A 15,102-nucleotide genomic window follows, 5' to 3' on the forward strand; every position below is an offset into this window, starting at 1 on the left:
CAATCGATTAATTTCGACCCCTCGCTAGGGCAGCAGCCCGCTCCCTTTAGCTCCCCGGCTTGAACAGGCCAATGGCGGTGACCTGGTTGGATCCCGCCGCAAAGGCAAAGGACAGGCCAAGGGCGTCGTAGTTGACATAGTAGCGATCGTCGCGCAGATATTCTCGGCTCCCCTTGGGGTAGGGCACCACCTCGTTGTAGCCGTTCTCGCCAGGCCCGCCGTAAATGGCGATCACTTCCGAGTAGGTGGAGCCGATACGGATCCCTTCGCCAGTCATGGCTTCGGGTTGGGTGGTGTAGATGCGGTCGGCAAAAAAGCTATTGAGAACGCCCGGACGGCGGTAGGCAAAGAGGATGTAGTCCTGCAAGTAGAAGATCTTCAGGTCGCTGTTAGGCTGAAATACATTTGCCCGCGATTCGGCCGGGATCAAATCCACGTTGCCCAAGAGGTGGGTATCGACGTTGCGGGTATCCATGCCCAGGACAAAGCGACCAACACGGCCCTCTTGCACCAGGACGGTGGGGCGGGGGGGAGGGCTGGGGCGGCGGGGCAGGGCCAGCGCTTCTAGGGCGGCCTTTAGCCAGGCGTTCTCATCCCCCTCCACCTTTTGCAGGGGCACCAAACCCTGGGCTAGGGAGCGTCCATCGCCTGTCTTCCAGGTGGCCACGGCCAGTTCCACCGCCGCGCCAGAAGGAAGGGCAAAGAAGCGGGTCTGGCGTTCGCTGCCTTGAGTGGGTTGCCCTACTATAACGGTGCTGCCGCTGGCTCCCAACTGGGCCGCCAGGAGGGTGGCCCCCTGGCGGGTGTTGCCGTCGACCAGGACGGCCGATGGGATCCCAGCAGCCAGTGGCAGGTTTTCGCTGTTCCAGGGGGTAGGCTGGCCAAAGCGGTCTTCGGTAACCAGCAGCGGCTGCACGGAGCGGGGCAAGAATAGGCGTGCCACATCCGCTATCACTTGCGGGTCATAGCCCACCGAGCTGCGCAGGTCGAGGACAATGCCTTGGCTGTAATCCTGGGTGTAGAGGGCTTGGCGGATCTGCTGGGCTGTGGCAGGGGTGAGCTCCGGCACTGCCAGGTAAACCTGGCGCGGCCCAATCTGACGCGCCTGCAGGGGTGGACGAGGGCGGTTGAGCAAGTCCCTGAAACTTTGGGGATCCCAGAAGCGATCGGCGGGATCCCCGTATTCGCGCAGAACCTCTCGAATCAGCTCGTACTCGACTTCGATGGGCGGACGGGGATCGCTGTAGGTGCGGGCCAACAGGCGGGTGTAGAGGTCGTTGTAGTTAACCGCAGCGGCTTGCTTGCCCGCCTGCCAAGACTCGTTGATGAACAACTCCACCAGATAGCGCAAATCCTGGCCCATTGCTGGCAAAGGAGGAGCTGCCGGGATGCCCAGATCGGGCGACGCACCCTGGAAGGGAGAAATCGGATTCGCAATCGGATCCTCAACTGAGGGCATGACCGGCACAGGGGGCAAGGCCGCTTGCCCCATCACTCTGCCAGAAAGGACTCCGCTGAGCGCCCCGACTGTGCCCCACACCTGAACTGCCCGCGCAAATCCCTTCATGGTGGCCTGCCCTTGTTTGCAGATGCTGTGAATAGGATAAACTCTGGGCAATCTCCTCTACCACTGTCGGCAGGGCCAAATGCTTGTTTTTTAAGCCATTAAGACACTACCAGTTGTTTCCCCTTTTGCGGATCCCTTAGCTCTCGGCAGACCAAATTTTGCGGATGGGCAGGGTGAAGCCGGGGAGCACGTCTTCTCCCGACAAGGTTTCTGGGTCTTCCACTAGCTCCGGCGCCTGTCCTGCCCGGTAGATCATCACCCGCTTGGCCTTGGGATCCAAAAGCCACCCCAAGCGACAGCCGTTGTCCAAGTACTCCTGCATCTTGGCCTGGGCTTGAACCCAAGAATCGGTGGGCGAGAGGATCTCCACCACAAAGTCAGGACACAGGGGCAAGAATCCCCGGCGGGTCTGGGGATCCAGAGCCTCCCACTTTTCCAGCGGGATCCAGGCCAGGTCAGGAGAGCGGTCGCTGCCTGAAGGCAGAGAAAACCCCGTGGAAGAATCAAAGGTTTTGCCTCGGCCTGATTGGCGATTCCAGAGGGTTAGCTCTGTGGTGATCTCTGCATTCCAGTGGCCAACTTCACCGCCAGTGGGGGACATGATCACCAGCTCTCCTCGGGCAGTGCGCTCTAGCTTTAGCTCAGGATTGGCCGCACATAGCCGGATAAAATCCTCTCGCGTCAGAGTCATCAAAGGGCTGAGATTGAGCGTCAAGGCCGTCATGGCATGAACTGGACATTCCCATGCAAAACTGGATTCCAGAATAACCCCCTGCTGAAGGGCAATAGGAAGCAATTGGGAGCCCTGGCTCTAGGGCTCTAGTTTATAAAGTCTCAGTCTGGTTTGGCTCTGATTCAACGTTTTCCAGGTCTTGAGAGTAGGGGAGAGAGTCTTGCTCTGGGCAATTTCCTGCTCGAAGTGTGTCCGGGCTTGAGGATGGATCCCTGCTGCGATGGCTTGCTGCAATACGTGACGACGCACCTCTTCAGTGTGCCTGTCAAGCACCATTTTCAGAGCATAAAACCGGTTGATGGCAAGCTCGTTGAAATGGGCCAGCGCCGCTGCGGCAAAGGATCCCTCTGCACCCCGATAGAGGTATCGCACCAAGGTATCGGCGGCTTCTATGGCCAGTTCCCCTTCCAGAGAATGCAGAGCTTCTAGATTCTTTTCCACTTCTGCCAGGGAGTTGCCACAGGATACCCGTGTCAGACCCATCGATACCCAGCCCACCAATGGCTGCCGAATCTTGAGCCAGCCGTTGAGTACTTCCATGACCCGCACTTCGGTTCCATTGGGCAGTTGACCGATAACATTGCCTGCGGCTACAGCGGGTGTCGATCGTACATTAGTCGGCGGATTGGGATCCTCTATCTGAGTAATGCAGGGCAGGGGGACATCTGTGTACAAGGTGTCGTCGATCTCAACCTCCTTGCCGGCACTGCGAAGTGTATCAATTAGCCGACTGACAACATCTTTGGGCACATCTAGCACTGTCGAGAGCCAACTTTGATTAATGCTTAGCCCTGGCTCCCAGCCCGCCTGAGCCACCACTACCCACTGACCACTGTGTTTTTTAAGCAAATAGCAGCCATCAATTACCGGAAGGTCGCCAACTCCGGCAGAGACTTCAACCAGAGCATAGTTTTCGGCAATGGCGATTGCTCCGGTTTCCAGAGGATGAACCGGCACACCGGGGGATCGAGCTGCTGCTTGTCGGAGATACTCGTTGATCAATGGGTCGGTGAGCACAGCTTGCCTTATGGCAGTGCGATCACCAGAGCTGCCGGGGTTTGGCAAGGTTTGCGCGACCCAAGTTCTCGCTGTGGCAGCTGGCAAAGCCGACAAAACTTGAAGGGAAGCTGTAGGAGCTTCTGCCTTGGATCCGCCATTGTCCAGGGATTGCGCAGAGGCATTGCCGACCAAAAGCAGCAGCGTTGTTGCTATCGACAATGCTGATGGGATTTTCCTCAAGCTCAATATCGATCGGCAGCTTTGGGATAGAAGAGCTTGCATTTTCATCAACATCTGCTGAAATGGTTTGCCCTGCGGAGTTTTTGGAATCTACGCTCTTCTCTAGATAGCAAGCGAGATGGGATCCCGCCGCGATTGCCGCCTGCTGGGTGCTTTAGCCGACGTGAGCGGTGGGGTTGACTAGGCCGATCACTTGAGTGTAGGCGCCGCGAGCTTGGGTCACTCCAATGGTGCGCTCCGCTTTTTCAAGCATGGGACGGCGCAGGCTGACCACCAAGAATTGCGCCTGGCGGGATTGCTGCCAGATCATGTCGGCCAATTTTTCTACATTGGCCCCATCCAAAAACATGTCCACCTCGTCAAAGGCATAAAAGCTAGAGGGGCGATAGCGCTGCAACGCAAAAATAAAGCTGAGGGCCGTCAAGGATTTTTCTCCGCCCGACATGGCGCTGAGACGACGCACTGGCTTGCCTTTGGGGCGGGCCACCAGGGTCAAACCCCCGGCCAACGGATCCTCTGGGTTCTCCAATTCTAAATAGCCCTCTCCCTCGGAAAGCTGGGCAAAGATGGTCTGGAAATGGCCGTTGATGGCATGGAAGGCATCCAAAAACGCTTGGCGGCGCAGGGTGGAAAAGTTCTCGATGCGCAGCAACAATTCGGTGCGCTCTTGGTGCAGGGTTTCCAGTTTGGCGCTGAGATCCCCTAGGCGGGCCTGGATCTGTTCGTATTCGGCGATGGCCAACATGTTCACCGGCTCCAGGGATCGCAATTGCTCTTCGATTTTGCGTTTTTGCCGTTGCAGCTCGTCCAGGGTCAGGTGGGGGGGCAGGGGGGGAAGGGGATCCGGCAGCTCTTGGGCCGCGGCTTGCAGTTGGGCTTGCAGTTGGGCAAGGATGGCCTCTTTTTCCTGCTGTTGGGTGAGGGCGTGGTAGCGTTCCCATTCCAGGCGTTGGAGCTGCTGCTGTTGGGCGCGCAGTTGAAATTCTTGCCGCTCCCGCTCTTGGCGCAGGTGGGCGAGGCGGGCTTCGATCTGGCCCATCTGTTGCCGTTGCTCGGCAATGTGCTGCTGGATGTGGGCGAGAGTGGCCTGGGCCTGGGCGATTTGCTCTTGAAGTTGGGCCTGACGCCGTTCGCCCTCTTGCAGGCGCTCCTGGTGGTGCTGGATCTGGGCCTGCTTCAGGTGTTGCTGGCTGAGGTTCTCCTGCTGCTGTCGCTCCAGGTGGGCCAGGTGGTGTTGCAGCTCCGCCAGGTGGCTCTCCTGCTGCTGTACCGCCTGCTGCAGTTGCTGCCAGTGCTGGTTGACCGGGGATCCCTCCAGTTGGCTGAGCTTGCGGGCGAGATCGGCCAGGCGCTGTTGCAAGGGATCCCAGCGGAGTTGAATCTGGTGCAGCCGCTCTTGGATCTGCTGGCTTTCGCTTTGCCATTGCGCCAGGGATCCCTGCAGGTGTTGCAGGCGGGCCTGCTGGTTTTGGCAGTCGGCCTGGTGCCGCTCCAGGTATTGCTGGGCTTGCAGGGCGTCCTGGCGGGCCAGGAGCAGGGCCTGGGCCAGTTGTTTTTCGCGGGCTTGGGCGGCTTGGAGGCGAGGGGCGAGGGCGGCCAGCAGCGCTTCCAGATCGGCCAGGCGGGCGCGCAGGGCTTCCCCTTCCGAGTGTTCGCCCGCAGAAAAATGGATCCCAGCTCGTTGGGGGCCGGTGCCGCCAGTGATGGCTCCCGAGGTTTCCAGCAGCTCCCCTTCCAGGGTGACCATGCGGTGCTGGCCGATGTAGGGCCGGGCCAGCTCCAGGCTCTGGAAAACCAGGGTGGAGCCGAACACAAAGCCAAAAACATCTCGGTAGCGCTCTTCAAAGTGCACCAGGCGGATGGCGTAGTCGATCAGACCGTTTAAGTTGAGGGGGGCGGGCGGGCGGGCGGGCTGCAATTTGTTGAGGGGCAAAAAGGTGGCGCGCCCCAGTTTTTCCCGCTTTAAGAGGTTGATCGCGCTGACGGCGACGCTTTCATCTTCCACCACCACAAAGTGCAGTCGGTTGCCTGCCGCAATCTCCAGCGCCAGTTGATACTGGGGATCCACCTGCCCCAACTGGGCCACCAATCCCAAAACCCCCGGCAGGCGGGCGCTCAGGATGGCCTGGGTGGCGCGGGATCCCTGGGATTCTTGCAGCAGTTGGCGGCGGGTCTCCCACTTGTCCAGTTGCCGCTGCTTGGCGTGGAACTCGGCGGCCAGCCGCTCGTGGGTGGCGCGATCCAGCTCCAGGTTGGCTTGCAGTTGCGCCAGCTCTTGCGCCAGGGCCTGCACCTGGGCTTCCGACTGTCGGCAGGCCTGTTCCAGCTCGGCGGTGAGGGCCAGGTGGGATCCCAGCCATTCTTCAATCTGGGCGATCTCAGTTTGGGTGTCTTGGACTTGTCGCGCCAGTTGCCGTTGGCGCTCTTGCAGGCGAATTTGCTCCTGTTGCAAAGGCTCTTGTTCGGCGCGGATCTCTTCCAGGTGGCGGGTGAGGTAGCGCTGCTGCTTGACCCAGGCCTCGGCAGATTGGGCCAGGGCCCGCAGTTGTTCGCGACTTTGTTCTAGGCTGATTTGGGCTTTCTGCACCTGGGCTTGCAGGGATCCCTGGGCCTGGGCCAGTTGCTCCTGTTGGCTTTGCAGGCGTTCCAGCTCTGCCTGCAGGTGCTGCTGTTGGGTTTGGCGCTCCTGCTGCAGGCGCTGCGTTTGCTCGATTTCCTGCTGCCAGGCGGCGATCTGTTGGCTGAGCTGTTGCCGTTGCACTTCGGCGGCAGCGATCTGGGCTTGCAGGTGCAGGTATTCTTCCTCTCCGAGGGCGTGGATGCGGCTTTGCAGCTCGCTCAGGGCGGCTTCCGCCTGCTGTAACTGCTCGCTCAAGGTCTGCACCTGAGCAGTGGCTTGCTCCTGAGCCTCCAGAAGCTGCCGAATGGCTGCCTGGGTTGCTTCCACTTGGGCTTGCAAATGCCGCCAAAGCAACACCCGTTGCTGTCGCTCCAGCGTTTGCCACTGCAGCCGCAACTGCTGGTACTGCTGCGCCTTTTCACTTTCCCTGAGCAGCCGCTCTCCTTGGGCTTGCCATTCCTGCTCGATGAGCCGGAAGCGCTCAATTTGTTCGCGCACCACCTCCAGCTTGGCGTTGGCCTGGGCGATCTTGCGGTCGAAGGTGGCCACCCCCGCCAATTCGTCGAGGATCTGCCGCCGCTCCTTGGAGTTCATGGAGATGATGCTGGTAACATCCCCCTGCAGGACCACGTTGTAGCCGTTGGGGTAGATGTGCATCGCCTCCAGTTGCTCGTGCAGCTCGCTCAAGGTGCAGGGCACATCGTTGATGTAGAAGGTGCTGGTGTAGGGCAGGGAATCGGGATCCTCTCCCTTGCCGGGGCTGACCCGCAGCCGACGGCTGACTTTCCATTCTCTCGGCTGGCCGTCTTCTCCCGGCCCCAGATCGAAGGTGACGGCGACGTGGGTCTCTACCCGCCGGTTGCTGCTGAGGCTGCCAGAATGCACCAGATCCGAAAGCCTCTCTGCCCGCATCCCCCGCGAGGACGATAGCCCCAGCGCGAACAGGATCCCATCCAGGATGTTGGACTTGCCGGAGCCGTTGGGGCCGGAGATGACCGTAAAACCCGGCAACAGGGGCAGCGAGGTCGTGCTGCCAAAGGACTTAAATCGGGTCAGCTCGATCCGCTTGATGTACATCCCGCCCCATATCTAGCGCAGCCAGCAGCAGATGATGGCACCAGGCTAGCACGGGTAGCGCAGCCTGCCCAGCTTCTAAGAAGGCTCAGGATCTGGGCTCGGGCTGACGAGCAGATCGGCCTTTTGCAAAAGACGATGCACCTCTGCCTGTAGCTCTGGCCACTTATAGGTGAGCAGGTTGGGCTTGGAGATGAGCAGTAGCCGGTATCCGGGTTTCAGGTTTGGGCACAGGGGCCGCAAGATTTCTCGCAACCGGCGTCGCAGCCGATTCCGCTTGACAGCAGATTTGCTCACCTTTTTCCCGATCACCAGCCCCACCTGGCTGGGGATCCCTTCGCACCCCGCCGGCATCGGCTGAAACAAAAGGATCAAGCCTGCACCGGAACGGCGCTGCCCCGCCTGGTAAAGCGCCTGGAAAGCTCGCCGATCTCGCAAGCGATAAGGAGCAGGCAGCATTGGGCACTGAAAGGGAATCCCAGGCAGGAGTCAACCCGTCTTGGACGCCGACACCCCAAGAGTTTGAGATGGGATCGGCTCTGCTAACCCTTAAGAAACCGCCAGGCGATAACGCCCCTTGGCCCGCCGCCGCCGCAAGACCTGCCGCCCGCTTGCCGTGCGCATCCTGGCCCGAAACCCAGAGACGCGAATGCGTCTGCGATTGGTGCCACGAAGGGTACGCTGAGTCATGGTGGAGACCAACTCATCCTGTCAACAAGGCCTGCTGCGACTGGCGAGGGAGAAGCCCAGTTCACCGGCAGACAATTAGCAAAGCTTTATCGTAGCAGACTCGACGGAAAATCGCTAGATTGGCCGCCTCACGCCGAGCAGCTAAATTGGGGATCCTACAATCCCAGTCGAGAGAGCAGAGGCACCGGGTTGGCGCCCCTGTCTTTGCTGGGCTTTGGCTGTGTCGCTTTGGGTGTGTGGTGTGGACATCTCCCTAGATCGACTCTGGGACGAAGCTTTGGGGCATCTACAGGTGCAGCTCAGCCGTCCAACTTTTGAGGCTTGGATCAAGACGGCGCGAGCTGAATCCTTGGTGGACAACCGCCTCACCATCTCCACTCCTAGCGAATGGGCGCGGGGCTGGCTGCAAAAGCACTACGCCTCCACCATCACCGAGGTGGTGCAGCGGGTGGCCGGAATCCCTTTGCAAGTGGAGTTTTCCGTCGCTCCCCAGGCTTTGGTCGAGGAAGAAGCTCCTTCAACGGCTGTGGCCTCAACCTCCCGCAAAGCCGGCAGTTTTCCTGCTTCCGCCCCCTTGGGGCTGGAGGTGAGCGGCAGCCTGCCCATGCGAGCCCCGGATCTCAACCCCAAGTATTCCTTCTCGCGGTTTGTGGTCGGCCCCAACAACCGCATGGCCCATGCAGCGGCTCTGGCCGTGGCCGACAAGCCTGGGCGGGCCTACAATCCCTTGTTTCTCTGCGGCGGGGTAGGGCTGGGCAAAACCCACCTGATGCAGGCCATCGGCCACTACCAACTGGAGGCGAATCCGCGGGCCAAGGTCTTTTACGTGTCCACCGAGCGCTTTACCAACGATTTAATCGATGCCATCCGGCGAGACAGCATGCAGTCTTTCCGGGAGCACTATCGAGATGTGGATATTTTATTGGTGGACGACATTCAATTTATCGAAGGCAAAGAGTACACCCAAGAGGAGTTTTTCCACACCTTTAATACGTTGCACGAGTCGGGCAAACAGATCGTGCTAGCTGCCGACCGCTCCCCTCACCTCATCCCTCGGCTGCAGGAGCGGCTCTGTTCTCGGTTTTCGATGGGCTTGATTGCGGAAATTCAGCCGCCGGACATCGAGACCCGCATGGCCATTCTCAAGAAAAAAGCCGAGTACGAGGGGATGATCCTACCGCCTGAGGTGATCGAATACATTGCTACCACCTACACCAGCAACATTCGCGAGCTGGAGGGCGCCCTCATCCGTGCCGTTGCCTACGTCTCCATTTCTGGCCTGCCGATGAGTGTGGAGACGATTCAGCCCATTCTCAACCCCCCCAGCGAGCCCAAGGAGATCACGCCCGACATGATTATTGACGTGGTCTGTGAAGAATTCGGCGTCGACCGAGAAAGCTTATTGGGATCCTCTCGCAAGCGGGACATCAGCCAGGCGCGGCAAATTGCCATGTTTTTGATGCGTCACCATACCAATCTTAGCTTGCCCAAAATTGGCGATTACTTTGGCGGGAAAGATCACACCACCGTTCTCTATAGCTGTGAAAAAGTTAGCCAGTTGCAGCGGGAAAATCTGCAATTTGAGCGGCAACTGCAAAACCTGGCCCAGCGGCTGCGAGTCATGGCCAACAGCCGAAACCGCTAGTCTTTGCCTTGCCATTGTTGAACCGTCCTTGGGGTGTCATCCTACGCTGCTGAGAGCCGCGGCGCCCGCGAGCTGGCGTGAAAGCTCCTATTGGAAGCAGCTACAGTTAAGGACGGGAGGGGCGGGGGTTGCAGGTGGTAGGGCAATCTGGCAAAGGACTTTGCTTGGGTATGCTGCTCCTTGGGGCTGGGCTGATGCCAGCATGGCCGGCCTGGGCCCATTCGACCCAAGCGGGCCGCAAGGAAGCAGATCCGCGGCCAACCGCGCTCTCAGGCGTTTTAGATCTGGGGCTGGATAGCCAAATTGTGGAGGATAGCCCCGTGTTGCGCCGCTGGCTGCAAAGTCCGCCCAATCTCCTGGAAGAAATCCGCAATACTCCCGTCTTGCCCACCCGTTTGCAGGCGGGTTTCGAGTCGGCTTCTGAGTGGCGAATCAGCCTGCAGGACTTGCGCCTGGGAGATCGCCTCACCCTCAGCGGCGACTATCGCCAATCTTCTGAGAACCCAGAAATCCGCCAGTACGGGTCAGAGGTGCGCTACTTTCTCGCCCCTATGGGCTCCCGCTTGAACCTGGCCCCCCAACTGGGCTATCGAGCCTTGGAAGAAAAAAACCGCCGCCTCAGCGGGGTGAGCTATGGGGCCTTTGTTGTTTTGGCCCTGGCTCCCGGAGCCGCCGACTTGACTGGCAGCTACACTTGGGTGGCCCCGCAGGAGCCGGAAGAAGGACAGGCCACCCTAGCGGAGATCACCGCCGCCTACGCCATTAGCCCTTCCCTTCGTCTTGCTGCCCGCTACAGCCTGCGCCACTCCACCTTGGCGCGGGAATCCAGCTTTGGCGTTGGCCTGGAGTGGATCCCCTAGAGGCGCACTGCCTGCACAAAAGCCACCCAGCCGAAGCTGAGATAGCGCTCCAAGCGCAACCCCACCTGGGCAAAGTGCCAGCGCAACTGGTCTGCGGAGAAAAAGCGAAGGCCGGTCGCCTCCAGCAACTGCTGCACCCTCTGCCCCCATCCCTGCACCTGCTGGCTGTGCATCGAGACAAACACCCCTCCCGGTTTCAAAACACGGGCCACTTCCCGCAGACAGGGATCCAACGGCACCTCGTTCAGGGTGGCGCCGCTGATCACCGCCCCAAAGGCTCCAGAGGCCAGGGGAAGCTGCTCCGCCCGGGCTCGCACCAGGCTGTAGCGCTGCCAGTGGGGCTGGGCCTGCTGGGCCGCCTCCGCCAGCACTCCCGTCGCGTTGTCTAGGCCGATCACCGTCCGCTGCGGATCCCTGGCCAAGAGGAGGCGGCTCCAGTACCCCCCTGCCGTGCCCAAATCCAAGACGGGATCTGCCTCCCCCACCAGTTCCGCCAGCAATTGGCCTTCCCGCTCGCTGCCGAAACGCTCCCCCGACAACAGCGACAGCGCCCAAGGCCGCCAGAGGCGATCGTAGCCCCAGGCAAACCCGGGCAGATGGGCAATGGCCTGAGCGGGAGTGAGCGGCAAGTCCCGCGCGGCGGCCAAAAAATCCACCGCTCCAAAGGCGGTGATGGGGTAGATCTGGCCGCAACGGGGACAGTAAACCCGATCCGCCGCGGCTCCCGGCTCACGTCCCGGTGGCAGGTTCAGCCCTTCCTGACCACAGCTCAGGCAGCGGTAGAGGTGAACCGGCAAGGCAGAGAGAGAAGAGAGCATGACACAACCTGACGACAGCCGCAAAACAAAAGGGCAGTTGCCGGGCGCCGGCCCCAACAACCACCCTCCCAGGTTAATCAATCCCGCAGCGAGAGGGGATCCCTCAAGCCGTCTTCGGGCTGGGCAAGCCGATCTTCTCGGGGATGGGCACGTATTCTGCCACAATGGCCCGAAACTCGTCCCCATCTAGGGTTTCCCGTTCCACCAGGGTGTCGGCCAGGCGATCCAGCAGCGCCCGGTGCTCCAGCAGGATTTGCTTCGCTCTTTGGTAGCAGCTCTCCAGGATTTGCCGCACCTGCCGGTCGATCTTGGCGGCCACATCTTCGGAGTACTCGACGCGGTTCATCCAGCCGCCGCCCAAAAAGATTTCGTTGTTGGGCGGATCCCACATCAGGGGCCCCAGCTCGGACATGCCAAAGCGGGTCACCATTTGCCGCACCAGGTTGGTGTTTTGCTGCAGGTCGTTGCTGGCCCCCGTCGTCACTTCCGAGTAGCCAAAGACGATCTCCTCCGCCGCCCGACCGCCAAAACCGACCACCACCCGATCCAACAGCCAGGCGCGGCTGTACATGCCGGAGTCGATCTGCTCCTCGTTGGGCAGTTGCTGGGCAAAGCCGCCGGCACCTCCGGAACGGGGGATGATCGTTACCTTGTTCAAGGGATCCGCATGGGGCAAGAGGGTCATCAACAGAGCATGGCCGCACTCGTGGTAGGCGATGAGGCGCTTGCTTTTGCCGTCTAATAGCGGCGGCTTGGTCAGGCCAATGGTGATGCGGTCGATGGCGTCGTCGATGTCCTGGTTGGTGATGGCTTTGTGCTGACGGCGGGCCGCCAGGATGGCCGCCTCGTTGAGCAGGTTGGCCAGATCGGCGCCGGCAAAGCCAGGGGTGCGGCGGGCAATGGCCTCCAGGCTGACCTCTTCTGCCAGCTTCTTGTTGCGGGCATGCACGCGCAAGATCTCGTAGCGCCCCTTGAAGCTGGGCCGATCCACGGTGATCTGGCGGTCGAAGCGTCCAGGCCGTAGGAGCGCCGCATCCAGCACATCCGGGCGGTTGGTTGCGGCAATAACAATTACCCCTGAGTTGCCCTCAAACCCATCCATTTCCGTAAGCAACTGGTTCAGGGTTTGCTCGCGCTCGTCGTTGCCGCCGCCAATGCCCGCTCCCCGCTGCCGGCCCACCGCGTCGATCTCGTCGATGAAGACGATGCAGGGAGCATTCTCCTTGGCCTTCTTAAAGAGATCCCGCACCCGCGAGGCCCCCACGCCGACGAACATCTCCACGAACTCGGAGCCAGAGAGGCTGAAAAAAGGCACTCCCGCCTCGCCAGCAATGGCTTTGGCCAAGAGGGTCTTACCCGTCCCCGGCGGCCCCACCAACAGCACGCCTTTGGGGATCTTGGCCCCTACGGCAGTGAAGCGCTCCGGCTTCTTCAGGAAGGTAACCACCTCTTGCAGCTCTTCTTTGGCCTCCTCGATCCCGGCTACATCGTCAAACTTGACGCCGGTTTTGGCTTCCATCTGGAAGCGGGCCCGCGACTTGCCGAAGTTCATCGCCTGTCCAGGACCGCCTGCTCCTCCGCCAGCGCGGCGCAGGAACAAGAACAACCCCCCCAGCAGCAGCACCGGGATGACCAGGTTGCCCAAGATCGCCCAGAAGGCGCTGCCATCGCGGGTGGGCACTACAGCCACCTCGATCCCCTGCTCGGTGAGGCGATCCACCAGTTGCGGCACGGTGTTGGGCAGCAGGTTGACCCGGTAGCGGGTGGAATGCTGCGTTTGTGGGTCAACAGCCGTCACTTCGGCTACCAGGTTGTTATCGAGGAGGCGCACATCGGTAACGCGACCCTCCTCGACATAGCGCAAGAAGCGGTCATAGGTGAGGGCAGAGGCCAGAGCGGCGTGGGCAGGAGCTAGGCCGGATCCCTGCCAGAGACAAAAGCCCAGCATGAGGGCAATTAGCCAGCGCTGGGGAGATAGAGGTTTGTTCATGGGGAAGGGGAACACCTGGTTATTAAAAGTCCTTCAACAAACTTAACCTGTCGCTCCCCCAAGATACAACCCTGCCGCACGAAATGCCCGGAATTGCGCTGGGAAGGGATCCCTGCAATCGGCGACTAGGCCGATTTGGGGGATCCCAGGGCATCCAGGCCGTAGACGCGCCGCCACATTTGGTCGGCCAGAGCGGCGGGCAGCAACCGCATCAGCCCCAGCGCCAGCTTGCCGCCCGTAAAAGCGGTGTAGCGGTCGGAAGGGTGGGGATCCGTCATGGCTCTCAGGATCGGCTCCACCACCTTCTCCACCGGCCAGGCCATTTTGTGGAACGAGCTGGCCAGCTCGGCAGCCTTGTCCAAGATCGCTTTGTAGGGGCCGTTGGGATTGACAACAGCAGCAAAGGTCTCTTCGGCCACGCGGCCAAACTCGGTGGCCACCGGCCCTGGCTCGATCACGATAACCTTGATGCCAAAAGGGGCCACTTCCACCCGCAGGGCGTCGCTGAGGGCCTCCACGGCGAACTTGGTGGCGCTGTAAACCCCACTGAAAGGCATCGACATCTGGCCGGCCACGGAGCTGAGGTTGAGGATGCGGCCGCTGCCCCGCTCCCGCATTTGGGGCAAGAGGGCGCGGGTGAGGGCGTGCAGACCAAACACATTCACCTCGAACTGCCGCCGCATCGCCGCCACATCCACCTCTTCCACCGGTCCCATTTGGCCGTAGCCGGCGTTGTTCACCAGGATGTCCACCCGGCCAAAGCGATCCAGGGCCTTTTGGGCCAGCGCCTCCACCTGGGCTGTATCGGCCATGTCGGTGGGCACCACCAGCGCTTCTGTCCCCTGCTTCTCCACCAAGTCCTTGACGTTTTGTAGCAGCTCCTCCCGGCGGGCCGCCAGCACCAAGCGGGCCCCGCGTTTGGCCGCTTCCAGGGCGACGGCCTTGCCAATGCCGGCAGAAGCGCCGGTAATCAGCACCACCTGATTGGCTAGTGAAAGCATGGCTTTCCTCTCTGCAAACTTTCTTCATCCTAGAGGGACTTCCGGGATCCCTGGAAAGAGGCAGCCTCGCTCCTTGGGCTGCGGTGCTGGGCCGCTGTTTCTAACTCAAGGGGTGCTCTGCCAGATGGATGGATCCCTGCGGCCCAGAAGCTGCTCAGACGGTTTTTCGCGCCCAAATTGCAGGGGGGGTTGGGAAAAGCGGTATGATCGATGGACAACTTGCTGGGACAAACTCCCTCGCTCGAGTGTACGCCTAGTCTAATGTCCTTGCCACAGGTACGAGGTGCAGTGACCGTAAGATATTTCCGCAGGCGGGCTAGCCGAGGCCGATCTTCCTTGCCGGAGGAGCGCTGGGCTCTCGCCGAGGCCTGCTTGGATCGATTGCTCAGAGTGGCGGAAGCCAACCTAAGGGCCAATTCCGAGCTGCGCCAACAGCAGCAGGAGCAGCAACGCCAACTGGAGGCCGAGCGGCGCCACAGCGAAGCCCTGCGCGATGCCACCGCCGATTTGCGCACCAGCGTCATGGAGTTGCGAGAGGGGCAAGCCCTTTGGCAAAACCAGGTGGACGAGCTGCGTACCTGTTTGCGAGAGTTGCTCAAGGAACAGAGCGAGCTGGTGCAGATCATCGCCCAGCAGCAGCACATCCTGAAGGACTGTAAGGAAGTCATCCGCGCCATTTTGGAGCAAATGCGGGATGACCACCGGGACTTCCGCTCCGCCATCGGCATTTTGCTGGAGGAACTGCACCAAACTGTGCGCTGCCTGGTTCTTAAGTCAGGTGGCACTCTCCCTAAGCCTGTCCGCCATCCCGAAGCGCCGGATCCCGGCTCCCAGCCGCCTGATTCTGCCTCGCCTGGGGATGGCT

12 protein-coding genes are annotated in these 15,102 nt (G+C 60.8%); 3 read left to right on the forward strand and 9 right to left on the reverse strand.

Annotation, left to right across the window (positions count from 1 at the left end; genetic code table 11):
• Window positions 1-46: 46 nt before the first annotated feature.
• From NW809_RS01120 to rpmH, 6 genes are all read right to left on the reverse strand, one after another.
• Entirely contained in the window at window positions 47-1,567 is a 1,521-nt protein-coding gene (locus tag NW809_RS01120; RefSeq protein ID WP_041438701.1) for a S41 family peptidase, read from the reverse strand.
• Window positions 1,568-1,703: 136 nt separating this feature from the next.
• Window positions 1,704-2,291: a Uma2 family endonuclease gene (locus NW809_RS01125; protein WP_414401362.1), complete on the reverse strand. Its 588-nt coding sequence runs from the start codon at window positions 2,289-2,291 to the stop codon at window positions 1,704-1,706.
• 87 nt (window positions 2,292-2,378) lie between these two features.
• A complete protein-coding gene (locus NW809_RS01130; protein ID WP_414401363.1) occupies window positions 2,379-3,587 on the reverse strand; it encodes an SH3 domain-containing protein in 1,209 nt (402 codons plus the stop codon).
• Between the two features lie 106 nt (window positions 3,588-3,693).
• Window positions 3,694-7,236, reverse strand: a complete 3,543-nt coding sequence (smc, locus tag NW809_RS01135) for a chromosome segregation protein SMC (RefSeq protein WP_099884414.1) — start codon at window positions 7,234-7,236, stop codon at window positions 3,694-3,696.
• Between the two features lie 75 nt (window positions 7,237-7,311).
• Window positions 7,312-7,692 carry a ribonuclease P protein component gene (gene rnpA / locus NW809_RS01140; RefSeq protein ID WP_011431672.1) on the reverse strand — a complete coding sequence of 127 codons (381 nt, stop codon included), beginning with the start codon at window positions 7,690-7,692 and terminating at the stop codon, window positions 7,312-7,314.
• A 90-nt stretch (window positions 7,693-7,782) separates the two neighbouring features.
• Window positions 7,783-7,923 (reverse strand): 50S ribosomal protein L34, encoded by a 141-nt coding sequence (gene rpmH, locus NW809_RS01145; protein WP_011431673.1) that lies wholly within the window; start codon window positions 7,921-7,923, stop codon window positions 7,783-7,785.
• Between the two features lie 241 nt (window positions 7,924-8,164).
• On the opposite strand from rpmH, the gene dnaA reads away from it, so the two are divergent.
• Window positions 8,165-9,568 carry a chromosomal replication initiator protein DnaA gene (gene dnaA / locus NW809_RS01150; protein WP_011428926.1) on the forward strand — a complete coding sequence of 468 codons (1,404 nt, stop codon included), beginning with the start codon at window positions 8,165-8,167 and terminating at the stop codon, window positions 9,566-9,568.
• Window positions 9,569-9,873: 305 nt separating this feature from the next.
• Entirely contained in the window at window positions 9,874-10,428 is a 555-nt protein-coding gene (locus NW809_RS01155) for a hypothetical protein (protein ID WP_206336820.1), read from the forward strand.
• Here the strand turns inward: NW809_RS01155 and NW809_RS01160 are convergent.
• The 3 genes from NW809_RS01160 to NW809_RS01170 form a co-directional block, all read right to left on the reverse strand.
• Complete coding sequence (locus tag NW809_RS01160) at window positions 10,425-11,246, reverse strand: class I SAM-dependent methyltransferase (RefSeq protein ID WP_099812651.1); 822 nt, start codon at window positions 11,244-11,246, stop codon at window positions 10,425-10,427. The genes NW809_RS01155 and NW809_RS01160 overlap by 4 nt on opposite strands.
• Window positions 11,247-11,349: 103 nt before the next feature.
• Window positions 11,350-13,236: an ATP-dependent zinc metalloprotease FtsH gene (gene ftsH / locus NW809_RS01165; RefSeq protein WP_011428929.1), complete on the reverse strand. Its 1,887-nt coding sequence runs from the start codon at window positions 13,234-13,236 to the stop codon at window positions 11,350-11,352.
• Between the two features lie 125 nt (window positions 13,237-13,361).
• Window positions 13,362-14,237: an SDR family NAD(P)-dependent oxidoreductase gene (locus NW809_RS01170; RefSeq protein WP_011428930.1), complete on the reverse strand. Its 876-nt coding sequence runs from the start codon at window positions 14,235-14,237 to the stop codon at window positions 13,362-13,364.
• Window positions 14,238-14,627: 390 nt separating this feature from the next.
• Here NW809_RS01170 and NW809_RS01175 point away from each other — a divergent pair.
• On the forward strand, window positions 14,628-15,102 hold a 475-nt coding region (locus NW809_RS01175; RefSeq protein ID WP_414401364.1), incomplete at its 3' end, for a hypothetical protein.

The sequence above is a fragment of the Synechococcus sp. WC101 genome (assembly GCF_047461555.1).
GTDB lineage: Bacteria > Cyanobacteriota > Cyanobacteriia > Thermostichales > Thermostichaceae > Thermostichus.

Bases quoted from the DNA above. Each gene is read 5' to 3' on its own strand.
- ftsH (WP_011428929.1), bottom strand. From the start codon at position 13,236: ATGAACAAACCTCTATCTCCCCAGCGCTGGCTAATTGCCCTCATGCTG.
- NW809_RS01130 (WP_414401363.1), bottom strand. From the start codon at position 3,587: ATGAAAATGCAAGCTCTTCTATCCCAAAGCTGCCGATCGATATTGAGC.
- NW809_RS01125 (WP_414401362.1), bottom strand. From the start codon at position 2,291: ATGACGGCCTTGACGCTCAATCTCAGCCCTTTGATGACTCTGACGCGA.
- NW809_RS01170 (WP_011428930.1), bottom strand. From the start codon at position 14,237: ATGCTTTCACTAGCCAATCAGGTGGTGCTGATTACCGGCGCTTCTGCC.
- rnpA (WP_011431672.1), bottom strand. From the start codon at position 7,692: ATGCTGCCTGCTCCTTATCGCTTGCGAGATCGGCGAGCTTTCCAGGCG.
- NW809_RS01160 (WP_099812651.1), bottom strand. From the start codon at position 11,246: ATGCTCTCTTCTCTCTCTGCCTTGCCGGTTCACCTCTACCGCTGCCTG.
- smc (WP_099884414.1), bottom strand. From the start codon at position 7,236: ATGTACATCAAGCGGATCGAGCTGACCCGATTTAAGTCCTTTGGCAGC.
- rpmH (WP_011431673.1), bottom strand. From the start codon at position 7,923: ATGACTCAGCGTACCCTTCGTGGCACCAATCGCAGACGCATTCGCGTC.
- NW809_RS01120 (WP_041438701.1), bottom strand. From the start codon at position 1,567: ATGAAGGGATTTGCGCGGGCAGTTCAGGTGTGGGGCACAGTCGGGGCG.